Origin of the sequence: Rhabdobacter roseus, assembly GCF_014202275.1 — a bacterium.
GTDB lineage: Bacteria > Bacteroidota > Bacteroidia > Cytophagales > Spirosomataceae > Rhabdobacter > Rhabdobacter roseus.
Map to the genome: position 1 here is coordinate 392,005 of NZ_JACHGF010000004.1, position 23,500 is coordinate 415,504.

At 54.3% G+C, this 23,500-nt stretch carries 24 protein-coding genes; 18 read left to right on the plus strand and 6 right to left on the minus strand.

All coding sequences use genetic code 11. The annotated features are described in order from the left end of the window. Positions 1-52 precede the first annotated feature (52 nt). Together HNQ92_RS15685 and HNQ92_RS15690 are read right to left on the minus strand one after the other, a co-directional pair. Complete coding sequence (locus HNQ92_RS15685) at positions 53-295, minus strand: DUF433 domain-containing protein (RefSeq protein WP_184174995.1); 243 nt, start codon at positions 293-295, stop codon at positions 53-55. 33 nt (positions 296-328) lie between these two features. Then, a complete protein-coding gene (locus tag HNQ92_RS15690) occupies positions 329-1,630 on the minus strand; it encodes an IS4 family transposase (protein ID WP_184174996.1) in 1,302 nt (433 codons plus the stop codon). A 280-nt stretch (positions 1,631-1,910) separates the two neighbouring features. Here HNQ92_RS15690 and HNQ92_RS15695 point away from each other — a divergent pair, with 280 nt between their 5' ends. Both HNQ92_RS15695 and HNQ92_RS15700 read left to right on the plus strand, forming a co-directional pair. Then, positions 1,911-3,299 (plus strand): DUF6973 domain-containing protein, encoded by a 1,389-nt coding sequence (locus HNQ92_RS15695; protein WP_184174997.1) that lies wholly within the window; start codon positions 1,911-1,913, stop codon positions 3,297-3,299. Further along, positions 3,280-3,696, plus strand: coding sequence for a hypothetical protein (locus tag HNQ92_RS15700; RefSeq protein ID WP_184174998.1), 417 nt, complete (start codon positions 3,280-3,282; stop codon positions 3,694-3,696). Before HNQ92_RS15695 ends, HNQ92_RS15700 begins: the two co-directional genes overlap by 20 nt. Before the next feature lie 84 nt (positions 3,697-3,780). On the opposite strand, the gene HNQ92_RS15705 is transcribed toward HNQ92_RS15700, so the two are convergent. From HNQ92_RS15705 to HNQ92_RS15720, 4 genes are all read right to left on the minus strand, one after another. Next, positions 3,781-5,169, minus strand: coding sequence for a high affinity choline transporter 1 (locus HNQ92_RS15705; RefSeq protein WP_184174999.1), 1,389 nt, complete (start codon positions 5,167-5,169; stop codon positions 3,781-3,783). Positions 5,170-5,296: 127 nt separating this feature from the next. Then, on the minus strand, positions 5,297-6,169 hold the full coding sequence (locus HNQ92_RS15710) for an inositol oxygenase family protein (protein WP_184175000.1): 873 nt from the start codon (positions 6,167-6,169) through the stop codon (positions 5,297-5,299). Between the two features lie 257 nt (positions 6,170-6,426). Beyond that, positions 6,427-7,323: a bestrophin family protein gene (locus HNQ92_RS15715; RefSeq protein ID WP_184175001.1), complete on the minus strand. Its 897-nt coding sequence runs from the start codon at positions 7,321-7,323 to the stop codon at positions 6,427-6,429. Positions 7,324-7,339: 16 nt separating this feature from the next. Then, positions 7,340-8,041 carry an SDR family NAD(P)-dependent oxidoreductase gene (locus tag HNQ92_RS15720; RefSeq protein WP_184175002.1) on the minus strand — a complete coding sequence of 234 codons (702 nt, stop codon included), beginning with the start codon at positions 8,039-8,041 and terminating at the stop codon, positions 7,340-7,342. 259 nt (positions 8,042-8,300) lie between these two features. Here HNQ92_RS15720 and HNQ92_RS15725 point away from each other — a divergent pair, with 259 nt between their 5' ends. The 16 genes from HNQ92_RS15725 to glgX all read left to right on the plus strand — a co-directional run bounded on the left by HNQ92_RS15725 (position 8,301) and on the right by glgX (position 23,459). Further along, positions 8,301-9,689, plus strand: a complete 1,389-nt coding sequence (locus HNQ92_RS15725) for a HAMP domain-containing sensor histidine kinase (protein WP_184175003.1) — start codon at positions 8,301-8,303, stop codon at positions 9,687-9,689. Between the two features lie 391 nt (positions 9,690-10,080). Further along, the gene (locus HNQ92_RS15730; RefSeq protein WP_184175004.1) at positions 10,081-10,944 is read left to right on the plus strand and encodes an ester cyclase; all 864 of its coding nucleotides are present in this window, start codon (positions 10,081-10,083) and stop codon (positions 10,942-10,944) included. A 57-nt stretch (positions 10,945-11,001) separates the two neighbouring features. Beyond that, the gene (locus tag HNQ92_RS15735; RefSeq protein WP_184175005.1) at positions 11,002-11,418 is read left to right on the plus strand and encodes an ester cyclase; all 417 of its coding nucleotides are present in this window, start codon (positions 11,002-11,004) and stop codon (positions 11,416-11,418) included. A 66-nt stretch (positions 11,419-11,484) separates the two neighbouring features. After that, positions 11,485-11,931 (plus strand): ester cyclase, encoded by a 447-nt coding sequence (locus HNQ92_RS15740; protein ID WP_184175006.1) that lies wholly within the window; start codon positions 11,485-11,487, stop codon positions 11,929-11,931. 138 nt (positions 11,932-12,069) lie between these two features. Then, positions 12,070-12,471: an ester cyclase gene (locus HNQ92_RS15745; protein WP_184175007.1), complete on the plus strand. Its 402-nt coding sequence runs from the start codon at positions 12,070-12,072 to the stop codon at positions 12,469-12,471. A 68-nt stretch (positions 12,472-12,539) separates the two neighbouring features. Beyond that, entirely contained in the window at positions 12,540-12,947 is a 408-nt protein-coding gene (locus HNQ92_RS15750) for an ester cyclase (RefSeq protein ID WP_184175008.1), read from the plus strand. Between the two features lie 75 nt (positions 12,948-13,022). Further along, positions 13,023-13,850, plus strand: coding sequence for a type 1 glutamine amidotransferase domain-containing protein (locus HNQ92_RS15755; protein ID WP_184175009.1), 828 nt, complete (start codon positions 13,023-13,025; stop codon positions 13,848-13,850). Continuing rightward, positions 13,840-15,546 (plus strand): thiamine pyrophosphate-binding protein, encoded by a 1,707-nt coding sequence (locus HNQ92_RS15760; protein WP_184175010.1) that lies wholly within the window; start codon positions 13,840-13,842, stop codon positions 15,544-15,546. The genes HNQ92_RS15755 and HNQ92_RS15760 overlap by 11 nt, the downstream gene beginning before the upstream one ends. Before the next feature lie 27 nt (positions 15,547-15,573). Then, positions 15,574-17,103, plus strand: coding sequence for a GMC family oxidoreductase (locus HNQ92_RS15765; protein WP_221307466.1), 1,530 nt, complete (start codon positions 15,574-15,576; stop codon positions 17,101-17,103). Between the two features lie 101 nt (positions 17,104-17,204). Beyond that, a complete protein-coding gene (locus HNQ92_RS15770; RefSeq protein WP_184175012.1) occupies positions 17,205-17,630 on the plus strand; it encodes a hypothetical protein in 426 nt (141 codons plus the stop codon). Between the two features lie 37 nt (positions 17,631-17,667). Continuing rightward, on the plus strand, positions 17,668-18,060 hold the full coding sequence (locus HNQ92_RS15775; RefSeq protein WP_184175013.1) for a nuclear transport factor 2 family protein: 393 nt from the start codon (positions 17,668-17,670) through the stop codon (positions 18,058-18,060). 26 nt (positions 18,061-18,086) lie between these two features. Next, the gene (locus HNQ92_RS15780) at positions 18,087-18,665 is read left to right on the plus strand and encodes a DJ-1/PfpI family protein (RefSeq protein WP_184175014.1); all 579 of its coding nucleotides are present in this window, start codon (positions 18,087-18,089) and stop codon (positions 18,663-18,665) included. Between the two features lie 6 nt (positions 18,666-18,671). Further along, positions 18,672-19,082, plus strand: a complete 411-nt coding sequence (locus HNQ92_RS15785; protein ID WP_184175015.1) for a VOC family protein — start codon at positions 18,672-18,674, stop codon at positions 19,080-19,082. A 69-nt stretch (positions 19,083-19,151) separates the two neighbouring features. Beyond that, positions 19,152-20,978, plus strand: coding sequence for an AGE family epimerase/isomerase (locus HNQ92_RS15790; protein WP_184175016.1), 1,827 nt, complete (start codon positions 19,152-19,154; stop codon positions 20,976-20,978). Positions 20,979-20,997: 19 nt separating this feature from the next. Beyond that, positions 20,998-21,336 (plus strand): STAS domain-containing protein, encoded by a 339-nt coding sequence (locus HNQ92_RS15795; RefSeq protein ID WP_184175017.1) that lies wholly within the window; start codon positions 20,998-21,000, stop codon positions 21,334-21,336. A gap of 2 nt (positions 21,337-21,338) precedes the next feature. Then, entirely contained in the window at positions 21,339-23,459 is a 2,121-nt protein-coding gene (glgX, locus tag HNQ92_RS15800; protein ID WP_184175018.1) for a glycogen debranching protein GlgX, read from the plus strand. Positions 23,460-23,500 lie beyond the last annotated feature (41 nt).

The following is a 23,500-nucleotide window of genomic DNA, read 5'->3' on the forward strand; positions in this document are numbered from 1 at the left end:
GCCAGGAAGCGCATAGGTCGCGTTATCAACAATAAATTGGGCATCAGGAAGGCTAGGCCGCTTTGTGAAGGACAGCTACGATGGTGCGGGCATCAGCCATATGCGCTGCATATAAAAGACAGGCCTGAATATCCTCTTTCTCCAGGTACGGATAATCTTCAAGAATTTCTGCGTGTGTCATACCTGAGGCTAGCAATTCGAGTACTTGAGTCACGGTAAAGCGCATATTTCTAAGCGTGGGTTTGCCGCTACACACCTCCGGATTGAGCGTAATACGTTCCAATAACTTATCCATATACTTTGCTTATTTATAACAAATATAGTCCAATTATCTTTTCCCCACTACTACCCCCACCAGCATCCCGGCGATACTCGCTAGCAGGCCGTAGATGAGCGGCGGGTAGCTGGTGTCGAGCTGGAGGCATAGCAGCCAGGTACCCAGGCCCACCGTCATGGCCAGAATACACCCCAGCTGATTGGCCCGCTGCCAGTACAGCCCGGCGGCCAGCGGCACAAACAGCGACACCAGGCTAAAAGCCGACGACTCAGCGACCAGCTCAAAGATGCTCTCCCGCGTGGTGGCCATGCCAATGCAGACTGCCGTGATGGCCACGATGCCCAGCCGGATGGTTCGGAGCACAAAGTGGAAGCGCTCAATGATCCACCTCAGGGCGTAGAAGCCCACGATTTGGCAGGCCTGCTCAAAGCTACTTACCAGCATTGTGGTCAACAAAAACCACTCAATCGGCTCATCGCCCCCCTGGGTACCCTGCTCCTTCACATGTACCAGGGTCATCGGCACACGGGGGCCTGACTTGGCGTACGGCGGTGGACAGCTCAGGGGGGCAATACGTACTTGCAGTCGCGCCGTGCGGGGCTGCCGGTCTCTCTGCCGGGAGACTTCCACGCTCATCTGGCCCAGGGGCTCGGCAGCCTGCGGGAGTAGCCCCAGGGTGGTGAGCGCCCCGTTGTGATGAATCTTGCGTGGCAGGTGGCCCGCCCGCACCAACAGTTCGACGGCTTCTTGCCGGGGCCAGGCAAAGTGCTCATAGAAGTCCGCCTCTCGGTCGCCCACGACCAGCACCCGGCCCGTGTAGCCCGATAGCCAATCGTTGACCCACTGCTTGGTGCGAATCCATTTGTAGCTTTCCTTCTGCTCAATGGGGTAGGTGCGCTCATGCTGGCTGCGACCACTGCTGAGGGAAGCCCAGATGTGCTGCCCGATCAGCCCCAGAGGCTCGCCTGCTGTGCTTAGGGCAAGGGCTGAATGCATACTCAGCCCTTTGACGTCTCTTCTACCGCCCAAATTACCCAGACCCTGGGTATGTCCATGGCCCGAGAAGTTCAGGTCCGTCGTGTCCTCCACGACCAGCACCAAGCCCTGGGACTGGCAGCGCTGGCTGGTCATCTGGCGGTGGCCCTGTTGGATATCAACCGAGGCGTCCTTGGAAAAAAGCCGATGGGCAGACTTACGCACAGACGGGCCGCACGCGGCCGAAAAGGAATGTCCGGGCTTGGCCTGCATTTGGCAGCACATCCGAATCAGATTGGGTCGAAAGCGTTCGTCGGGCAACTTAGCGCCACGCATTTCCGCTTCCCAAAAGGCAGGGTTATGAGTCGATGTATTCATCTTTCGTAGGCTTTATCTTACTCAAAGATAACATCTTGTAACAGCATGAATTTTATGGGACAGGATTAGGTTACAAACTGGCGGTAGCGGGAGAATTGGGGCTTATAACCCGCTTTTGCTCCCATAGTTGACCGTTTACTAAATTTACTGTGCTCTTTTTGCATCTTCTTGCTTGAGAGCATTTTTTTTGTAAAAAAACCCCACTACCGTTTCCTCCACGGAGGTTGCCGAAAATCCGCTACTAACAGAGTAGGTGAAGCCATAAACTAATCACATCATTATGAAGAAAATTTTGAAAATCGCTAAATTGTTTTGTTTTATGCTGCTATGGTGTGTAGTGGATGCCTGTAAGGATACCAAATTAACTAATGAAATTCCTCCCGCTCCTACTATTTCTACTTCTCACCTAAGCTTTATTGAAGCGAAGCATTGGTTTAATGTTACTATCACTGAGAAAGAAAGCAGACTTCGAACAACAGGTGAAACCTCAAACAAGAAAGAGCCGCTTTGGGAAAAAGCATACAAGTATAAATTTGATTTTGCAGAAGCGGTAGTAGTACCTCTTCAATATGAGAAAAACATTACCCCTTTCTTTGATCTTTCACAAAAAGAGCGTAAAAAGCAAGACAAAGGGCTATCTATAAACGAGCTGAATGCCTTAATTCTGTATAAGGATAGCAAAGGTCAAAATCATTATGAGGTAATTCAGGTAGTACCTGATTATAAATATCTTCAAAGGTCTGAAAATCGCAAAAAAGTAGTGCCCTTTGAGGGTATCATTACCATAACTGATTGGTTTGACCATCTTCAAAAAGGATTTGTTTTTGAAAAAGGTAGCATAACACAGCAGGTACTATCAACAAAGAACGCCCGTACCAGTGACTTTATACAACAATGTGTTGTGACAGATTGGTATTCTTGTCCAGGAGGAACAACCGCTCCCGGACCTGGATGTACTTATCTTTATACGAATACCACCTGTGTAACTACCTGGTGGCCCGGTGGCGGCGGTACTAATTATGGCAGTTATGGTATCTGGGCTGGCAGCGGTGGAGGAGGCTCGGGTGGAAGCGGTGGCCCGGGTGGAAGCGGTGGCCCGGGTGGAAATGGTGGGGTGGTAGATGGCTCCCCTGGCTCTTCACCCGATGTATTCGAAAACCCTGAGTTCCAACAATGGTTTAATTACGAACTAAATGCCGCTGAGAAACAATGGCTTTTGATTAATTATGGTAAAGCACGTGAAGCTTGGTTTAATAGAAGAGAAGCAGAAGAAGCCTCCTTTCAGCGGTACGGGTGTTATAAAAATGGCAATTGGTTTCCTGACCAAGACGGAACAAATCAAAATGCCTTCAAACACGCCTACTGGAACGCGCTGAACACAAGCGTATGGGGGCCTCAGCTAGCTCAAGGATTGGCTGATGCGCACGAGGGAAAGCCTGAGCCCGCTAATTTAGATTCAGAACCGGACTTAAATACACGCATGGATTTTCATAACAACAGGCTTGGGCGATATATTGCGGAGCAAGTTCCTCCCGGTAGTTCTCACGCCACTATCCTGGATGCCGTTAAAACTGCCATTGATAATGGAGCTGGTAGGCGATTAAGCGATTCAAACAATTCGAACTTCGGCAGTTTACAACCCACTACCAATGCGAACCTGTGTAACTAAGCTTCTGCTACTTAGCCTACTGGCAGCAGGAACTGGCTGCGGGCGTCACGATGACATCAACAAACAATATGTGTTTACAGACTTTTCCAAAGCGTATAAGATTAAACATGTTCCTAAAAGTGGCAATGTATACAGTGCCACTATTGAAGGACATTTTGATGGCAAACTTAGGATTAACTCCCTGTGCTATTTGGATGGAAAACTACCCTTTACAGCAGGCTATAGTGCAACACCGTGCTATGAGCGAAGCAAAGAATATGTTGATTCTGTAAAAATTGATGTAGGTACCTTCGAAATATATGTTGATGATATGGAATACAACACCTACATCTACCCTAACACCGCCCGGCGGGGCAAGGTGACGGTGACGATACGGGAGTGGACGCCGAAAGATTAGGTCTTAGTAGTCAAAAGTGAGCCGCAGCGTAGTTGCTTACGCTGCGGCTCATGGCTAAAATCGCCATTGTTAACAATCATGTACCTACTCCTCCACCAGCTCCGGCACGGCTCGCTTCCCCACTACTACCCCCACCAGCATCCCGGCGATACTCGCCAGCAGGCCGTAGATCAGCGGCGGGTAGCTGGTGTCGAGCTGGAGGCACAGCAGCCAGGTACCTAGCCCCACGGTCATGGCCAGAATACACCCCAGCTGATTGGCCCGCTGCCAGTACAGCCCGGCGGCCAGCGGCACAAACAGCGACACCAGACTAAAAGCCGACGACTCAGCGACCAGCTCAAAGATGCTCTCCCGCGTGGTAGCCATGCCAATACAGACTGCCGTGATGGCCACGATGCCCAGCCGGATGGTCCGGAGCAACTGGCGGTCGGTGAGCTCGGGCCGGAAAAACTTGACGATATTCTCGCCCAGTACCGCCGCTGGAGCCAGAATGGCGCTGCTCGTGGTGCTGAGAATAGCCGATACCAACGCCCCAAAGAAAAGGATTTGCATGGGCAGCGCCGTATGGAGCAGCACCATGTTGGGGATGATCATCTGTGAATTGGCTTCGAGCTCCGGGTAGAGCAAATGCCCGCACAGCCCGATGAACAGCGGTAGCAGGGCTACGGTCAGGTACATCAGCGACGACAACAGCGACGCTTTCACGGATACATCGGCCGACTTGGCCGCCATGACCCGCTGAAACACATCCTGCTGCGGGATGGAGCCTAGTCCAATCGTGATCCAGGCCGCAAAGTACTCCACGGAGCTTTTGAGGGTAAAGTCAGGGTAGAAGCGAAAAAAGCCGGGCGGCATTTTCTCTATAATGGGCGCAAAACCGCCTACTTTTTGGTACAAAAGCACCGACACAAACACCAGCCCCGCGATGATCATGAGCGTTTGGAGGAAGTCCGTTATGGAAATAGACCACATGCCACCGCTGAGCGTATACAAAATCACGACCGCCGAACTGAGCAGAATACAAGTCGTGAGCGACCACCCCAACACGACCCGCAGCACGGTACCCATTGCCAGCAGCTGCGCGGCGATCCAGCTGAAGTAGGAAGGAATAATAAGCAGGGCTGAAGACAGCTCCGCCGAGCGCCCAAAGCGCAGCCGAAAAAAATCACAAAACGTAATGATGTTCATTTTATAAAAACGCCGCGCGAAGAAAATCCCCACCAGAAACAGACAGAGCGCCGCCCCAAACGGATCTTCGATGATGCCCAGTACCCCGTGCTTGATAAACTCACCGGGTGCGCCCATGATGGTCTCGGAGCCAAACCAGGTAGCAAAGGTCGCCGCCGCCGCCAGCGCCAGGGGGAGTTGGCGTCCGGCCAGGATGAAGTCTTTGGTAGTAGCCACGCGGCGCGAAGCCCACAGGCCAATGCCCAGGTTCAGCAGCAGGTACACGACAATCGAAAAAGCTAACATGAAGAGGAAGAGCCGGTAGAGGTACCTTCAAAGGTACAGCGCAGGTACCTTGCCGCACAAGCACCCTACGAAAAATAATAGCCGCCGGGGATTATCCGGCGGCTATTCTGTGGGGCTTATTTCTCTTCTAAAACTTAATCGTCCTGGGAAGGTACTTCTCTACCAGCTGTTGGTAGTAGGGTTTCAGCTCCTGCCAGTTGGGCGGAACCGGTGACTTGGAGTACAAGTCGTAGGGGTTGAATTTATCGACCCACTTGAACATCTCGTGGTCGTGCTCGTCCATGAGGTGCTCGTAGGCGTGCTCGCGGTGCTGCGAATAGAACGAGTGGTACCGCAGCATGTAGAGGCCTTCCTGGGGTAGGTAGTCTTTCAGCATTTGGTAAATGTACTCGTCGTGCCCCCACGACATGTGGACGTTGCGCAGGCCGCAGTTGGGCTCATATACGCCGTACTTAGTATTGTAGCGCTCGTCGTAGGTATCGGGGTTGGCCTGGAAAAACTCCGGGTACACGATCTTGTCGGAATGGGCGCAGCCCACGGGGAAGGTGTCGCCCACGACGGCCCACTGCGGCTCGCCAAACAGGCAAAGTACCTTGCCCAGGTCGTGCATGAGCCCTACCAGCACAAACCAGTCGGGGTGGCCGTCGGCCCGGATGGCCTCCGAGGTTTGCAGCAGGTGCTGCAACTGATCCAGGTCGGTGTCGGGGTCGGAGTCGTCGACGAGGGTATTGAGGAAGTCGAAGGCGTCCCAGATAGACATCTCGCGCTTGTCAAATTTGAGGAACTCCCGCTCCTTTTCCAGCACGAAATCGTAGGTTTGGTAGGTATGGTTGAGGCGGTAAAACTCGCGGACGGTATCGCGCCCCGGCTCGTCGTAGTTACGGAATTCTTCTTTGGCTTTGGCCGGTTGGGCGGGTTCAGGGTAGCGCTCCAGCAGGTCGTCCTCCCACTCGTCGAGGCTTTGCAGGGGAGCGTTTTCGGATATGACGTTGGTCTTCATAGGTTCAGATTGTTTTGAATAGCGGGTAAATTTACTAAAAAGCAGCAAGCAGTCAAGTACTTAGAAAAGAATAATCTCGAGCCAGAAGGCCAGCTCGGTGGCCTGCACAGACTTAGAATAGTTATAAAAGCAAGCACAAAAGTAAAAAAGGGGGTATTGCGTTGGCAGGTACTTTAGCTTGGATTAATCCAGGTACTATTCCCCCGACGGCCTGCCCGGTGCCGGAAGCCAAACTACCCAGGCTATTTACAAAAAACCTACATGATATAGTACCCGTCGGGTTGTTTTGGCGCGGGGATCTCTTTTTCGTGGAGGAGCTGCTTGATGTTGATCTCGATGGTGCGGGCGATGGCCGTCATGGAGGTATCGCTGGGGCGGTTGCGGAAGGGGTCCTGGAGGTGGGTGGCCGTTTTTTCCAGCAGAAAGAAAATCATGGAGATAACAATCAGCAGGGGTACTTCAAAGTAGACTGCCACGTTGCGAAGGGCAATGGACAGAATGATCACGAACAGGAAGATGGTAAAATGCAGAAAGAGACGGTAGGTAGTGGGAAATACGGTGCCGTTGATCCGTTCGGCTTTGCCCATCGACTCACAAAGTCGCACCAGGGTACTATCGATCTGTAGGTGCGTGAAGCCGTCGATCTGCTGGTTTTGCTTGAGCGCTTTCAGGTCGAGCGCGTTCTGTTGTAAAATCCCCAGCGGCTTGTTGTTGTGGTATTTGAGCTGATCCAGATCCGCGGTTGACAAAAAAGTACCTACGTTTTCGAGCGGGTCCAGGCCCCGAAGCGACTGGCCCAGCGAGTAGCACCAGGCGATCTGCCGGTAGGCCATCGTCTTCACCCGCTCGTCGGCCTGGGGCATGAGCAGGAAGGTCTGGAGCTGGATCACCAGGCTGCGCGAATCGTTAACAATGGCACCCCAAACCTTCCGTGCTTCCCACCAGCGATCGTACGATTGGCTCATTTTGAACGAAAGCAGAACCGAAATGGCCGTACCCAGAAAGGCCGGGATGGACAGGGGCATTTCGGGTAGCACGGGGTAGTAGTTACGCGTAAGCACGTGTACAACCAGGGCTACGAGCAGCACGTAAAATAGGTCGCTCCGGATTTTGTTAAAAATGTAGGAAATGGGAATCGTCTTGTCAATCAGCATGGTCGATACGGTTGTGTTAATAGAGTTTGATCCGGGACATCCCGCCGTCCACGTGCAGTACCTGGCCCGTAACCCAGGCGGCCTGGTCAGAAAGCAGAAAGGCGGCCATGTCGGCAATGTGGCGGGGGGTACCAATGGTTTTTAGCGGGTGTCGCTGCGCGTTCGCTTTTTTCTTTTCTTCGCTGTTCAGGTACTTGGCGGCCAGCGGGGTATCGGTGATGGAAGGGGCCACCGCATTGACCCGAATGGACGGAGCGAGCTCTGCGGCCAAAGCGCGGGTAAGGCCTTCGAGGGCCCCTTTAGAAACCGCCACCTGGCTGTGAAAGCTAAAACCCAGCTGCACGGCTACGGTAGAAAAAAAAACCACGGAAGCCGTTTCGGCCGCTTTGAGCCGGGGAAGAATGGCCTGCATGACCTGAATGGCCCCCGTCACCTGTAGCTGAAAGTCTTGCGTGAAGTCATCCGGCTTGAGGCGCGCAAACGGAACCAGGTTGATACTACCCGGGCAGTAGACGAAGCCGTCCAGGCGGGCGGGCAGAAACTGGAGATCCAGCTCGGGGGCCGTTACATCCAGCGGATGATAGGCTACCTGAGGGGAGTCGTCCTGGACGGGATGCTGGCAGTAGGTGGCGTAGACCTGGTGTCCCGCGCTGGCCAGGAGTTGTACCAGCTCCCGGCCAATACCCGAAGAACCGCCCACGATCAGATAGTTTTTCATGTGTAGTATCAAATAATGAGTTGCGTCAGGATGAACAGTTAAGTACCTTTTAAACCTATTTCGGAACGACATGTTTCGTCAAAAACGGACGTAGGGGTACTTCCGGAGGTGAGAGTAGCCGAAATAGCTTGTATTTTAAAGGGGCTATCATAGGATTATAGGTATATTTGCTAGTGGGGTGCGTACGTACTAGTCAAGGTACCTTGGGCGTTACCCCTGTGCGTACCCGTACTCCCCGGGTATAACCCTTGACACAACTATGACCATTCAAAACAAAATTACCCTGCTCTTTACGCTGCTCACGGCTACGATCATTCTGCTGCACAGCGTTTTTATCTACTATTTTTCGACCCAAAGTACCTTTAATAATTTCTTTCACCGCCTCGAAGTACGGGCCCAGATCGAAGCCCACGCGGCCCTGGAAGAGAACGAGAACAATAGCTCTATTTACTATGAAGTGAAGGAAAAACACCTCAAGAACCTGCCTTCGGAGATTCACTACTTCATCAATACCACCCCCGACGGCACGCCCATCGGGGCCCGGCCCAAGCTCCATTTGCCGGACAGCTTCTACAACGATATTCAAAAGGGCGGCAACGCCCGCCACTTTGATGGCAGCGTTTTTTACGTGGGGATGGCCATTCACGAGCCCAATCACAACTTCATCCTGGTATCTTCGGCCGTGGATGTCTACGGGCTGGAGGAGCTCGAAAACCTCAAGCGCATGAAGATCATTGGCTTCTTCATTTGTATTCTGGTGGTATACTCGGCGGGTCGGTTGTTCTCGCGCGAGATCTTCAAGCCGGTGCGGCAAATCATCAAAGATGTGAAGGGCATCAGCGCTCATAACCTGCACCTGCGCTTGGAAAACGGCAACGGCAAAGATGAGCTGTCGGACCTCTCGCATACCTTCAACAGCATGTTGGACCGCCTCGAAGTCACGTTTGAGATGCAGAATAATTTCGTCAGCAATGCTTCCCACGAGCTACGTACCCCGCTCACGATCATCAGCGGCGAGGCGGAGCTGGGCGTGCGGGATCCCTGCCTTTCGGAAACGGCTCGTAACGGCTTCGCCACCATTTTGCGCGAGTCGGAGCGGCTCGAATACCTGATCAGTAGCTTGTTGAAGCTGGCCCAAACGGGCTTTGACGGCAAAAAACAGCAGTGGGGGCAGATCCGGATCGACGAAATGATTCTGCTGGTGAAGAAAAACGTGGACCGGATTATGCCCGAAAACCAGGTAGAGATAAATTTTAACCAACTACCTACCGAGGAAGAAAGCCTCTGGGTAGTGGGGAATCTGCTGCTGCTGAAGGCCGCTTTTGCCAATATTATCCTGAATGCCTGTAAGTACTCCGACAACCAAAGTAAGGTAGTGGTGGATGTCTTTGCGGATAACAAATGGCTGAACGTCAAGGTGACGGATCAGGGTATCGGGATTCCGGATAGCGAACTACCTCAGATCTTCATTCCGTTTTTCAGGGGCTCCAATACCGTCAACTACAAAGGGCACGGCATCGGCCTGCCCCTGACGAACAACATCATCCGAATGCACGACGGGCAGATCGTGGTCCGGAGCCAGGAAGGAAAAGGAACGACGGTTCTGACGCAACTACCCATTGGGCCGCAAGCCTCTCTTTCGTCCTAGGTACCCCAGGTACTTGATGGGCAAGTACCTGCTCGCTCCAAAGTACCCCCGACCCCGAGCCGGGGGTACTTTTTTGTATCAATTTTAGTATAAATGAGGGGGTTAGGTTTTCTGGCAGTGATTAAGAGGGTGGGCGAAAAGGTACTTTATATAGTTACTAATATTGGACTATAAGGTACTTAGATAGTCTTTTTTGGGCGGAAGGTTTGAGGTCCCGAATCAACGGGTTCAGGTCTTTATTTGTCAGGTTCGGTCATGATTTGCCCGCCCGGCCTTCAAGCTAGGGCCATATTTGACCTCCCTTTTCTAATAGCGCCCAACCGAAGAGAGAGCCTGACGGGTCTCCTGGGGTAGCGGGCGGATTGAGATACAACTAAACCTTAACGCACAAATGAATTCGAACAAAGCAATTTCCCGACGCTACTTCTATCAGGTTATGAACGGCATGAACGCCGAAGCCGCCTACGAAATCCTAGATCCGGACTTTGTTTTTACCCTCCCTACGCACCCCGAGCCTTTTCACGGTCCCGACGGATTCCTGGGCCTGGTGGGTATGCTGCACAGCGCCTTTCCGGACTTTTACATCAACCCGCAGGATATGGTAGCGGGTGACGACTGGGTAGTGACGCGCTGGATCGGTGGAGGTACCCACACGGGTGGCCCCCTGGTGACGGTCAAGGGTGATATCGAAGCCAACGGACGTTCTTTTGAGATCGACGGCATGACCTGGCACACCATCAAAAACGGGAAAATCACGGAGTCCATCGGGCACGAAGATACCCTGGGCCTGATGATGCAGCTGGGCGTGATTCCGTCGGAAGCGCCCGCTCCCGAAACCACCGCCGAGCAAAACGAGCTGCTGGCTACCCGGTACTTTGAAGAAATCATGAGCCAGGGCAAGCTGGAAGTAATCGAGGAGATCCTGGACCCGAGCTTTGCGTTTATCATTCCTACCCAGCCCGAGCCTATTGCCGGCTATGACGCCTTCCGCGGGTTTGTACTGTACCTGCGCAACGCCTTCCCCGACATTAAGTTTTCGGTACTTCGGCAGTTTTCGGAGGGCAACAAGGTAGCTTCGCGTTGGTCCATCGAAGGTACCCACCAGGGTGAATTCTTGGGCGCGCCTCCTACCGGCAACAGCATCAAGGACTACGGGATTGACATCTTCACGATTCGTCACGGCAAAATCGTCTCGGTACACGTCAACGAAAACGACTTTGGCCTGATGCAGCAGCTGGGCGTCATCCCGGCCTAAGCGCAGGGTGCACGTAGCTGGAAATAATTCTCATTCCCCCTCACTCGAAAGGTAGTTATGTCAGTACAAGAGGAAAATAAAGCCGTAGTACGTCGCTACTGGCTTGAGCTGTGGAATGAAAAACGCGGAGAGCTTCTGGACGAAATTGCCATTGAGGACGTCGTTTTTCATTTTCCGGATGGGCAGGCCCACCAGCCTCCTACACTACGAAAATGGTTTGAGACCGCTCTGATTGCTTTCCCGGACGTGCATTTCCAGCTTCACGATGAGCTCGCTGAGGGCGATAAGGTAGTAAGCCGGTGGTCCTATGTAGCCACCAATACCGGTGAGTTTCTGGGCCGCCCCGCCACGCACCTGCCCGTAACCGATCGGGGGATTGACATCTTTCGGCTCGAAAACGGGAAGATCGTGGAGATGTGGGTAGCGCAGGATAGCCTGGGGCTGCTCCAGCAAATGGGCGTACTTCCCGCCTGAGTGAATACCGGAGCCTTTTCAAAAGTATCCTATAACCTTTTTTTATAACCCATAATACCAAAAGCTATGTCTTTTACACCTGAACAAAACAACGCTGTTTGCATTGAATTTTTCGAGTCAGCCTGGAATGAAGGCAACGTTCGGGAAGACCTCCTCTCCGAAGATGCCGTAGACCATTCGCAGGTAGGTGGTAAAACCGTATCCGAGCCCGGTGCGGGTAGTTTCAAGCATATCGTAGGGATGTTTCGCCACGCCATGCCGGACGTTAAGCTCACGATCGAAGACGAAATATATACGGCGGACAAGGTCGTTCACCGCTGGCGGCTGAATGGTACCGATACGGGCGGCGTAATGGGCATGCCTCCGAGCGGTAAATCCCTGACCCTGACGGGTACCACGACGGTTCGGCTGCAGGACGGCAAAATTGCCGAGCGCTGGGCCAACGTAGATGAGCTAGGATTGCTGCAGCAACTGGGCGTAGTACCTCCTCCTCCTGGTGCTCCGGGCGCTTAAGTATCCCGCTACCCAATTCAGGACTACCTATCCCTTCTGCGGTAGGTAGTCCTACCCCATTTAGACTAAAAAACAACCCCTTAAACCCCGGCACCCATGGCAAGCGCAGCGCAAAATGCCCAATCAATTATACGATTCATGCGGGAAATTTGGAGTAAAGGAGACATGGATACCGCCGACGAAATCCTGGACCCTGATTTCAATTTTATCCTGGCCTTCGCGCATCTGAAAGACCGCGAAGCATTTAAAAAACTAGTAGGCATCAACCGTCAGATCTTTGAGAACCTAACCTACCATGTCGACGACGACGAAGGCGATGTGGTAGCGGACGAAACAAAGGGAGCAGGTTTTTGGCGGATGACCTCCAAGCACGTAGGTACCTGGCGGAATGTACCTCCCAGCAACAACGAGGTAAGCATCAAAGGAATCACCTTCTTCAAATTTTCGCCCGATGGCAAAATGATCGAAGCTCGGGTGCAAAACGACGTCATGGGACTGATGCGGCAAATAAACGGTATCAAGGCCCTGTACGACTTTTAAGGTACCCGCACAGCGCGTACCCGTAGGTGGAAAGTGTAACAGATCATCATTAAACAATCGTAGAAATTATGTCAGTTCAAGAAAATAAAGACCTCGTTTTAGGCTACGTGCAAGCCATCCTGGTGGAGCGCGACTTTAGTAAATTTTCGCATTTCACCGCTCCCGACTTCTACATAGACCGCTCAGCAGTACCGGAGGCCATCAAGGGCGAAGAAGGGCTGCATACTCAAATGGACATGCTGTACGGGGCTTTCCCGGACCTGAAGCTGGAAGTGGTGGATGTAGTAGCCGAAGGCGATAAAGTAGTGGTGCGCTTTGCCGCCCCAGGTACCCACCAGGACACCTTTGCGGGTATACCGGCCACCGGACGCACAGCCATCTGGAAAGGCCTGGTAATGTACCACGTCGTGGATGGTAAAATCAAGGAAGCCTGGGCCAACTGGGACGACTGGGGCCTGATTGAGCAGTTGAAATAAGAAGGTACCTTGTCAGGGATTACGTATATTGAAAACCGTAACAAAAAAAACGCCATTTAATAACATTATTTGACCATGTCTAAGAAAATTTTAGCAATCCTGTCAGAATACGGATACTGGGGGATCGAACTCGTAGGACCACTCATGAAGCTGGAAGAAGCTGGCTATACGGTGGAGTTTATGACCCCCCACGGCAAAAAAGCCGAGGCCCTTCCTCCCAGCTATGATACCACCTACGTAGATCCACCGCTGGGCGTGTGCGTCACTACCCCCAAGGCCGCCGAAGAAGTAAAAGCCTTCGAAGCTACCAACCGCCTCGAGAACGCGCTGAACATGTCGGAGGTGATTCCGGAGCGCCCCTACTTCTCCACGCCGGATTTCCTGCGCGCTTTTGAGAAGTACTTCAGTGATTTGAAAGAAGCGCAGGACAAGCTTACCGAAGAGTACGCCGCCGTGCTCCTGGTAGGTGGTAGCGGCCCGATCATCGACATGGTGAACAACCAACGGGTACACGACATCATCCTGGCATTTTACAAGAAAGACATGCCCGTGGCCGGTATTTGCTACGGCGTAGCGCCGCTGGTCTTTGCGCGTGACTTCAACGAGCGCCGCTCCATCATCCGGGGCAAGCACGTGACGGGCCACTGCATCGAGTACGACTACCACGACGGTACGGGCTTCCTGCACACCGACCTGAACATGGGGCCTCCGCCCTACGTGCTGGAGTACATCCTGACCGACGCCGTAGGCCCCGAAGGACAGTACCACGGCAACTTTGGGAAAGAAACTTCGGTGATCGTAGACTACCCCTTCATTACGGCTCGCTCACTCCAGTGTTCCTACGAGTTTGGGGAGCAGTTTGTGAATGTACTCGACAACGGACTCAAGCGCTATGGCTGGTAAAACCGGAAATCAGAAAATCATTGAACAGTTTCTGGCCGACGGCATGGATCATATGTTCGGGAACCCCGGCACGGTAGAGCAGGGGTTCCTGGACGCCGTGGCGGAGTACCCGGAGATGAAGTACATCCTGACGCTGCAGGAAAGCGTGGCGGTGATGGCCGCCGACGGCTACGCCCGTGCCACCCAGAAGCCCACCCTGGTGCAGCTCCATAGCTCACCGGGAATCGGCAACGCGGTAGGGGCCCTGTACCAGGCCAAGCGCGGCCACGCGCCACTGGTGGTGATTGGCTCCGACGCGGGCCTGCAGTACATGAACATGGACGCCCAAATGGCCAACGATCTGGTGGCCATGATGGCCCCGGTGACAAAATATTCCACCCTGGTACTCTCCTCTAAATCGCTGCTGCGGACGCTACGCCGGGCCGTCAAAATAGCGGCTACGCCGCCGATGGGCCCGGTGTACGTATGCCTGCCCATGGACGTACTGGACGAGCTCAACGACGAGCCCGTATTCCCTACGGCCATTCCTTCTACGCGGGTGGTACCTTCACCGGACGTGATCCGTCAGGCCGCGGAGGTACTTTTAGCGGCCGAAAAGCCAGTCATGTTTATAGGAGATGGCGTGGCCTACTCGGGAGCCGTACCGGCCATGACCAAGGTAGCTGAGCTGCTGGGGGCTGAAGTATACGGGGTCGATTTTGGTGACCTGGTTATGGACAATGCCCACCCGCTCTACCAAGGTACTACGGGCCACATGTTTGGTAGCTTTAGCAAGCCCATCACCAGCAAAGGCGACGCCAACCTGATTGTAGGTACCTACATGGTACCCGAGGTATTTCCCGACCTGGACGACATCTACGCGCCCGACGCCAAGGTACTTCACTTCGACCTCAACGCCTACGAGATCGCCAAAAACCACCGCGTGGATGTGGGTGTCGTGGCTGATCCAAAAGATTCGCTCGAATTATTGGCGGCGGTGCTGGAAGAATTGATCACCCCCGAACAAAAAGCGGCGGCTGAGGCAAGAACCCGGCAGATCGGCGAGGCCAAAGCTCAGAAGCTAGCCGCCGAAATAGAGCAGGACAAAAACCATACGGGCGGCAGTCGCCTGCACATGGCGCAGTTTGCCAAAGTACTGGCCGAGCACCTACCGGCCGACGCCATCGTGTTCGACGAAGCGCTTACCAGCTCCCCGGCCATTACCCGCTACATTCCGCCCAAACTACCCGGCCACTACTTCGTGACCCGCGGCGGTTCGCTGGGCGTAGGGTTTCCGGGGGCCATTGGGGCCAAATTAGCCAATCCCGACAAAACCGTGATCGGTTTCTCGGGCGACGGCGGTAGTATGTACACCATCCAGGCGCTTTGGTCGGCGGTGCGGCACGATACCGGCGCGAAGTTCGTGGTGTGTAACAACGGTTCTTACAAGCTCTTACAGCTCAACATCGACGTGTACTGGAAAGAACGGGAGATTCCCGTCCACGACCACCCGCTGTCGTTTGATTTGTCCTACCCAGCCATCCGTTTCGATTTGCTGGCCCAGTCGCTGGGCGTAGAAGCCGTGCGCGTGGAAAAAGAGGAAGAAATTGCCCCGGCCATCGAGCGCATGCTTGCCGACGACAAACCCTTCCTGATCGACCTCGTACTGGAAGGAAACTTCAAGCCCGACTGGGTCAAAACCAACTGTTCACAATAACCCACGACTATCGTTAACGCTATGGCAATGAATCCTTCGTATGACTACATCATTGTGGGGGCAGGGGCTGCGGGTAGTGTGTTGGCCAATCGACTGAGCGCCGATCCGGCTTCTCGGGTACTTTTGATCGAGGCCGGAGGCCTGGATCAGGAACCGGCCATCCACGATCCGGGCGGTTTTGTCAGCTTATGGGGCTCCGACGTAGACTGGAAGCTCCTCACAACCGAGCAGCCCGACCTGGCCGGTCGCTCCATCCTGATCAACCAGGGTAAAGTACTGGGCGGAAGTACCTCCATCAACGCCATGATGTACGTCCGGGGCAATCCTAAAAACTTCGACGAATGGGAAGCACTGGGAGCCGAAGGCTGGGGCTTTGAGCAGGTACTTCCTTATTTTAAAAAATTAGAAAATTTTGAAAACGGCCCCTCTGACTACCACCAGGTAGGCGGCGAGCTCTCCGTTCGGGATTGTCCCGACGACGTGATGCGCTCGGAGCACTTCCTGAAGGGAGCTACGGAGCTGGGCTTCGATGGCCCCTACTGGGACTACAACGGCGAGCGCCAGGAAAATGGCGCCGGGCTGCTGCAGTTTCACATCGGGCCGGACGGCCACCGGGCCAGCGCGGCTACCGCCTTTTTGGACCCCATTAAGGACCGCGCCAACCTCACCATCCTGACCGGTGCCCAGGTGACCCGTGTCCTGATCGAAGGCGGCCGGGCGGTGGGCGTAGAGTACCTAAGCGGTATCCAAAGCGACGACAAAGTACCCACGCAGGTACTGGCCGGGAAGGAAGTGATCGTGGCGGCGGGGGCACTGGCTACGCCGAAACTCTTGCTGCTGTCGGGTATCGGCCCCGCCGAGGAGCTCGAAGCGCTGGGCATACCCGTGGTGGCGGATCTGCCGGGTGTGGGAAAAAACCTGCAGGACCACCTGCAGCTACCCATGATCTACCGCTCGCGCATCATGATGCCCAATACCACTTTGCTGACCGGCAACGTACTTTTTGTCCGGACGAAGTCCGAGAAGAGCGTACCGGACCTGCAGCTCAATTTCACGCCGAGCCTGCCAGGGCCGCTCGCTCCGATCTTACCCGACCTGGGCGGGCCGGTCTGTATCTTCCTGCCTATTCTGGTGCAGCCCGAAAGCCGTGGCGAAGTGAAGCTCCGATCAAATGATCCGCTCGAGCCCGCCGAGATCAACCCCAACTACCTCCAGGCCGAAGCCGACGTGCAGGTACTTTTAGACGCCATTACGCTGGTGCGGAAGCTGGCCGCGACGCCTTCGTTCCAGGAACTCAGCGGTGGCGAAATGGTACCCGGCGAAGAGGGAGACCTGGTAGGGTACATTCGCTCGCAAGCCTCGACGCTCTGGCACCCGGCGGGTACCTGCCGCATGGGCGTCGATAAAATGTCGGTCGTAAGTCCGCGCCTGAAGGTACATGGTATCGAAGGGCTCCGGGTAGCTGATGCTTCGGTGATGCCGACCGTCACGAGTGGCAATACCGTAGCGGCCTGCTTCATGATCGGGGAGAGAGCCGCCGAAATGATTCGGGAATAGGGTAGGCAGGTACTTTGGAAGTAAATATCCGCTCCAAGTACCTCTTTGCGTATTCCCCCCCACTGATTTTTATTTTTTTATCTTAAAAAACACAAACAAGTATGTTAACCCAAGAATCCATACAAGCATTTGCCGAAGACTGGTACCGTAAGCTGGATGTACACGTACCCATGGTAGAGGTACTTCCTATGCTCATCAACGACGGCCTGGAGATGGTTTTTCCCGAAGCGACGGTCTACGGCCACGCTGGTTTTGAAGGCTGGTTTCAGCGGGTCATCCGGATTTTCTTCGATGAGGTACATACCGTCAAGTCCGTAGAATCTACCATTGACGGCAACACCGCGGTATCTAAGGTAGTGGTGCAGTGGGAGGCGAGCGTCTGGAATGCGCCCGAAGCCTACAGCAAGCGCATCAAGTGCGATGCCTTCCAAACCTGGGAAATCGTGGAAGGTCCCGAAGGCCAGCCGCTGATCGCCAAGTACATCGTCGACGGCCTGGAGTACCACGAAGGCTCCGCTACCCTTTAACTGAGTTCCTAAACCTTTACCCAACTACCTTCGATTCATGGAAAATGTACCTAACACCAAGCTGGGCCAGATGTACCGGGAGCACATTCAGCACATCCTGGATAAGAACATCGACGCCCTGCTGGACCAATATACCGACGACGCCCTGCTCATCAGCAGCTTTACCAAAAAGCCGATCATTTATAAAGGCCGCGAGGAAATCAAAGAACACATGCAGGGAATTCTGGGCATCGACGGCCTGGAAACGGACATCGTGTTCTGGGCCGAAACCGAAGACCCCGAAACGCTCATGATCACCGAGCAAATCACCATGACCGTGGACGGCCAAAAAAGCGAGATGCGCTTTGCCGACAGCTGGGTACTTCGGGATGGCCGCATCGCCATCCATTTTGCCGGCATGGTGCAGCACCCCGACGGTTCCCTGGCCTAAGTACTTACCTTTAACCTTCTCGTAGCATGAAGCTTGCCGGAAAAAAAATCGGGGTCCTGCTGGAGGCCGATTTCTTCGAAAACGAAATATTTTATTACAAGTTCCGCTTCCCCGAAGAGGGGGCCGAGCTTCATTTTCTGAGCCGGTTGTGGGGGCAGGATAAGCTTACCTTCCTGGGCCACGAGTACCGCGCACCCATGGATTGCTGGGAGTCGTTTGAAAATATGAGCGACGAAGAGCTCCGCAGCTACGATGCTATCATCGTGCCGTCGGGTATGGTGTCGGATCGCCTACGGTACACCGAGGATGTCGAGAAGATCCCACCCGCTACGGAGTTTTTGAAGCGGGTATTTGCCGAAGAAAGTATTCTGAAAGGAATTATTTGCCACGGGCTGTGGCTGACGGCCCCGGCCACGGAGCTGGTAAAGGGCCGGAGGCTGGTGTGCCACAACAACTTGATCGGTGACGCCAAAGCCTACGGAGCCATCTACACCAACGAAGACGTGGTGGTAGACGGCGACCTGGTAACGGGCCGTTCCGGCGGGCATGCCCACCTTTTTGCCAAGAAAATCATTGAGATACTTTCGGAGACCCCTTCTAACTAAGCAGCGATGAAAGCGACTTTTTTCCACCTGGCCGTTACGGTCAAAGACCTTCCCCGCTTTGAGAAGTACTATGCCAAGTACTTTGGCTTCCGCCGGGCCCGGACCATCGACCTGGGCGACGGGGCAGAGCTGGTGTTCCTCAAGAACGACGATAATTTTTACTTCGAAGTATTTCCGCCCGAGGAGGAGCGGCCCTATCCCATGGCCGAAGCCGACGGCCCTCACTACCCGGGGCTGCGGCATATTGCGTTTTCGGTGGAGGACGTAGAAGGCAAGCTGGCCGAAATGGGCAGCGACGCCGTCATCACGTTGGGGCCTTTGCAGTTCGATGACTTTATTCCCGGCTGGAAGACGGTCTGGCTGAAAGACCCCGAAGGCAACATCGTCGAGATTACCCAAGGATACCAGGACGAATAGGCAAGTACCCCCTCTTCCGTTCCTGGATTTGTATACAATTTATTTTACAACCCTTAATCGCCTACAAGCATGAAACTTGATTTCACCTTTTCGGATACCATCGCGGGTTATGTATCCGGTTATAATCCCGAGGCACGTACCTTCACGCTGGAAACCTCCGATAAGCGCCAGTTTAACGTCAATCTGACCGACTCTACCTACGCCCGCAGCATCCGGAACCTGACGGAAGGCTACCAGGATGCTTCCGGTCAAATCAACGAATTTCTTTCCGCCGACGGGCAGTTCCTGTACGCCTATGGTACGTTTTATCCCGCTACCGACGAGGCCGAAACGGTTTTTGAGGTACAATGGATGATCTTCCCGGGGCACCAGGTAGGCGAGTACCGCCACGAAGAGCAGGACTGGTGGATTCAGCAGATTGACTCCATTGCCAGCCATTACCTCAAGTGGCAGTTTAACTACCCTCAGGAGCAGATCAACTACAAAAACTACCGCACCATGCTGAACCTGGCGGGTTCCAAGCACGGTGACTACCTTCAGGAAACCGACACCATTTCGCGGATGGTCTACGGACTGGCCTCGGCCTACATGCTTACCGGCAAGGACGAGTTTTTGGAAGGTGCGGAGCTGGGTACCGAGTACCTGCGCGAGCACATGCGGTTCTTTGATCAGGACGACGACCTGATCTACTGGTACCACGGCGTGAAGGTAGAAGGCCAGCGCGAAACCAAGCTCCTTACCTCCGAGTTTGGCGACGACTACGACTCCATCCCCATGTACGAGCAAATCTACGCTCTGGCGGGTCCTACCCAGACCTACCGCATCACGGGCGATCAGCGTATTATGTTCGACATCGAAAAAACCATCGAGCTGTTTGAAAAATACTACAAAGACAACGAGCTGGAAGGGTACTACTCGCACATTCATCCCATTTCGTTGAGTGCGAAGGAAGACTCATTGGGCCACAACCGCGCCCGCAAAAACTGGAACTCCGTGGGTGACCACGCGCCGGCCTACCTCATTAACCTCTACTTGGCTACGGGTGAGCAGAAGTACGCCGACTTCCTGGAGTACACCTTCGACACCATTACGAAGTACTTCCCCGACTACGAGAACAGCCCCTTTGTGCAGGAGAAATTTTTTGATGACTGGAGCAAAGACCAAAGCTGGGGCTGGCAGCAAAACCGGGGCGTCGTGGGGCACAACCTCAAGATCGCCTGGAACCTGATGCGGATGCAGTCGCTGAAACCCAAGGAAGAGTACGAGGAGTTTGCCCGCAAAATTGCCGAACTCATGCCCGCCGCGGGCTCCGACCAGCAGCGCGGTGGCTGGTACGACGTGGTAGAGCGCGAAGCCAAAACCAACGGCCACCATAAGTTTGTGTGGCACGACCGCAAGGCCTGGTGGCAGCAGGAGCAGGCCATTTTGGCGTACATGATTCTGTACGGCATCCTGGGCGAAGAAGATTACGAAAAGTACGCCCGCGAATCGGCGGCCTTCTACAACGCCTTCTTCTTGGATACCGATGATGGCGGTGTGTACTTCAACGTATTCTCGACGGGTATGCCGTACCTGCTCGGAACGGAGCGCTTCAAGGGGAGCCACTCCATGAGCGCCTACCACAGCACGGAGCTTTGCTACCTGTCGGCGGTGTATACCAACCTGTTGATCACCAAGAAGCCTACCTACTTCTACTTCAAGCCGTTCCCGAGTGGCTTCAAGGATCGTACGCTTTTTGTTTCGCCGGATATCCTGCCCCAGGGTAGCATCTACATCAGCGAATGTTTTATCAATGACGAGCCGTATAGCGATTTCGACGCCCAGGCACTGACCGTAAAACTACCTGAGACCGAAGACCGGGTACGGGTGAAAGTGCTGATCAGCCCCGTTCAATAAAACCTAAAACAGCCTAACTATGGAAGTGACGATAAAGGATTTTGACGAGATAACCATTCTGGAGGTAAAGGGCAATATTGATAGCAAGACAGCCCCGGAATTTGAGCGGAACGCCAAGCTAGCCACCGATAAAAGCGAGAAAATCGGGCTTGAACTTAGCCAGGTGGAGTTTATGTCCAGTGCGGGCTTGCGGGTACTTTTGATGATCTACCGGAACATCAAGGCGCAGAACGGGCGCGTGGTGCTGATTGGCGTGTCCGAAGAGATCCAGGATGTGATGTCCACGACGGGATTCATTAACTTTTTCACGATCGTTGAGACGCTCGACGAAGCGCTCACGGTTCTTAAACAAGCGTAGGTATGGCCACAGACATCCGGATTGACTACTACCCCACGCACGAGCACGAAGGCATCAAGTTTCGGCGGGGCCATGCGCTGCCTTTTGGGGCCACGATGGTACCCAATGGGATCAACTTCAGCATCTATTCCAGCGCGGCCATCTCCTGCACCCTGGTGCTGTTTGAGCGGGGCGAGGATGCTCCCTTTGCCGAGATCCCCTTCCCGGAGGAATTTCGGACCGGCAACGTGTACTCCATGATTGTGTTTGATCTGGACTACGAGCGCCTGGAATACGGCTACCGCATGGACGGCCCCTTCAAACCCGAAGAAGGGCATCGTTTTGACAAAAGCGTGATCCTCTGCGACCCCTACGCCAAGGCGATCGGTGGACGGGATACCTGGCTGGCTACGCCCAACTGGGACGACGTCTACCCGTACCGCTCGCGGCTGGTCTTTGAAGACTTCGACTGGGAGAACGACCATGCCCTCGAAACGCCCATTGAAGACCTGGTGATTTACGAGATGCACGTGCGGGGCTTTACGCAGCACCCTTCCTCCGGGGTTAAGAACCCAGGTACTTTTGCGGCCATTCGCAGCAAGATAGCCTACCTCAAGGAGCTGGGTATCAACTGCGTGGAGCTGATGCCGATCTACGAATTTGACGAGTGGGAAAATAGCCGCGAAAACCCCGCCACCGGCGGGCTGATCGTGAACTTTTGGGGGTACAGCACGGTCAACTTCTTCTCGCCCAAGGCCGGCTTTGCCGCTACGGGTAAGTTTGGGATGCAGGTGGATGAGCTCAAAACCCTCATCAAAGAGCTGCACAAGCACGGCATCGAAGTCATGCTGGACGTGGTGTTTAACCATACCGCCGAGGGCGACCACCGCGGGCATACCATTTCGTTCCGGGGCATTGACAACAAGACCTACTACATGCTCACGCCGGAGGGGTATTATTTCAACTTTTCGGGTACCGGCAATACCCTGAACTGTAACAACCCCGTGGTGCGAAACATGGTATTGGACTGCCTGCGCTACTGGGCCGCCGACTACCACATCGACGGTTTCCGGTTTGACCTGGCGGCCATCCTGGGCCGCGACCAGAACGGCGCGCCGCTGAGCAACCCACCCCTGCTGGAGTCCCTGGCGTACGATCCCATCCTGGCCAAGTGCAAGCTCATTGCCGAAGCCTGGGATGCGGGTGGCCTGTACCAGGTAGGGTCGTTTCCGGCCTACGGGCGCTGGGCCGAATGGAACGGCAAGTACCGCGACGCCCTGCGCAAGTACCTGAAAGGGGACGAAGGCATGGTAGGTGAAATGGTGCAGCGGATTCAGGGCTCGCCCGACCTATACTACTACCGCGGGCCCACCGCCAGCATTAATTTTATTTCCTGCCACGATGGCTTCACGCTGTACGATATCTTTGCGTACAACGAAAAGCACAACGAGGCCAACGGCGAAAACAACAACGACGGCGGCAACGACAACCACTCCTGGAACTGCGGCGTGGAAGGCGAGACCGACGATCCGGAGATCAACCGCTTGCGGCACAAGCAGATCAAAAATGCTCTCACGCTCCTGATGGTGAGCCAGGGGGTACCTATGATCCTGTCGGGCGACGAAATGGCTACGACCAAGGGAGGTAATAACAACACTTACTGCCACGACAACGAGCTGAACTGGGTGGACTGGTCGCTGCTGGAACCAAAGCAGGATATTTTTCATTTTGCTCAGCGGATCACGAAGTTTAGGCGCGCCCACCCCGTGTTGCGGAGTGCTACCCACTTTGAACACCGCGACTACGTAGGCAGCGGGTACCCCGACATCAGTTTTCACGGTACCCAAGCCTGGCAGTGCGACCACTCGGAGTCCAGCCGCTGTTTAGCATTCATGCTGGATGGTGCCCACGCCAAGCGAGGTACCATCCTGGACGACACCATTTACGTAGCGGCCAACATGTACTGGGATGCGCTCTACTACGAGCTACCGGTGCTACCGGAAGGAAAAAAATGGCATTTGGCCGTCAATACTGACATGCCTTCGGGCCAGGATATTTTCGAGATTGGGAAAGAACCTATGATCGAAGACCAGCAGCGTTTTCTGGTGGGGCCGAGGGCTACGATCATCCTGATCGGTAAGTAACTCCTTCTTTCTACTTTTAAATAAAATCCTAAAAGTTTTAA

Coding starts and splice junctions, on each gene's coding strand:
- HNQ92_RS15685 (WP_184174995.1), bottom strand. CDS start 295: ATGGATAAGTTATTGGAACGTATTACGCTCAATCCGGAGGTGTGTAGC.
- HNQ92_RS15690 (WP_184174996.1), bottom strand. CDS start 1,630: ATGAATACATCGACTCATAACCCTGCCTTTTGGGAAGCGGAAATGCGT.
- HNQ92_RS15695 (WP_184174997.1), top strand. CDS start 1,911: ATGAAGAAAATTTTGAAAATCGCTAAATTGTTTTGTTTTATGCTGCTA.
- HNQ92_RS15700 (WP_184174998.1), top strand. CDS start 3,280: ATGCGAACCTGTGTAACTAAGCTTCTGCTACTTAGCCTACTGGCAGCA.
- HNQ92_RS15705 (WP_184174999.1), bottom strand. CDS start 5,169: ATGTTAGCTTTTTCGATTGTCGTGTACCTGCTGCTGAACCTGGGCATT.
- HNQ92_RS15710 (WP_184175000.1), bottom strand. CDS start 6,169: ATGAAGACCAACGTCATATCCGAAAACGCTCCCCTGCAAAGCCTCGAC.
- HNQ92_RS15715 (WP_184175001.1), bottom strand. CDS start 7,323: ATGCTGATTGACAAGACGATTCCCATTTCCTACATTTTTAACAAAATC.
- HNQ92_RS15720 (WP_184175002.1), bottom strand. CDS start 8,041: ATGAAAAACTATCTGATCGTGGGCGGTTCTTCGGGTATTGGCCGGGAG.
- HNQ92_RS15725 (WP_184175003.1), top strand. CDS start 8,301: ATGACCATTCAAAACAAAATTACCCTGCTCTTTACGCTGCTCACGGCT.
- HNQ92_RS15730 (WP_184175004.1), top strand. CDS start 10,081: ATGAATTCGAACAAAGCAATTTCCCGACGCTACTTCTATCAGGTTATG.
- HNQ92_RS15735 (WP_184175005.1), top strand. CDS start 11,002: ATGTCAGTACAAGAGGAAAATAAAGCCGTAGTACGTCGCTACTGGCTT.
- HNQ92_RS15740 (WP_184175006.1), top strand. CDS start 11,485: ATGTCTTTTACACCTGAACAAAACAACGCTGTTTGCATTGAATTTTTC.
- HNQ92_RS15745 (WP_184175007.1), top strand. CDS start 12,070: ATGCGGGAAATTTGGAGTAAAGGAGACATGGATACCGCCGACGAAATC.
- HNQ92_RS15750 (WP_184175008.1), top strand. CDS start 12,540: ATGTCAGTTCAAGAAAATAAAGACCTCGTTTTAGGCTACGTGCAAGCC.
- HNQ92_RS15755 (WP_184175009.1), top strand. CDS start 13,023: ATGTCTAAGAAAATTTTAGCAATCCTGTCAGAATACGGATACTGGGGG.
- HNQ92_RS15760 (WP_184175010.1), top strand. CDS start 13,840: ATGGCTGGTAAAACCGGAAATCAGAAAATCATTGAACAGTTTCTGGCC.
- HNQ92_RS15765 (WP_221307466.1), top strand. CDS start 15,574: ATGAATCCTTCGTATGACTACATCATTGTGGGGGCAGGGGCTGCGGGT.
- HNQ92_RS15770 (WP_184175012.1), top strand. CDS start 17,205: ATGTTAACCCAAGAATCCATACAAGCATTTGCCGAAGACTGGTACCGT.
- HNQ92_RS15775 (WP_184175013.1), top strand. CDS start 17,668: ATGGAAAATGTACCTAACACCAAGCTGGGCCAGATGTACCGGGAGCAC.
- HNQ92_RS15780 (WP_184175014.1), top strand. CDS start 18,087: ATGAAGCTTGCCGGAAAAAAAATCGGGGTCCTGCTGGAGGCCGATTTC.
- HNQ92_RS15785 (WP_184175015.1), top strand. CDS start 18,672: ATGAAAGCGACTTTTTTCCACCTGGCCGTTACGGTCAAAGACCTTCCC.
- HNQ92_RS15790 (WP_184175016.1), top strand. CDS start 19,152: ATGAAACTTGATTTCACCTTTTCGGATACCATCGCGGGTTATGTATCC.
- HNQ92_RS15795 (WP_184175017.1), top strand. CDS start 20,998: ATGGAAGTGACGATAAAGGATTTTGACGAGATAACCATTCTGGAGGTA.
- glgX (WP_184175018.1), top strand. CDS start 21,339: ATGGCCACAGACATCCGGATTGACTACTACCCCACGCACGAGCACGAA.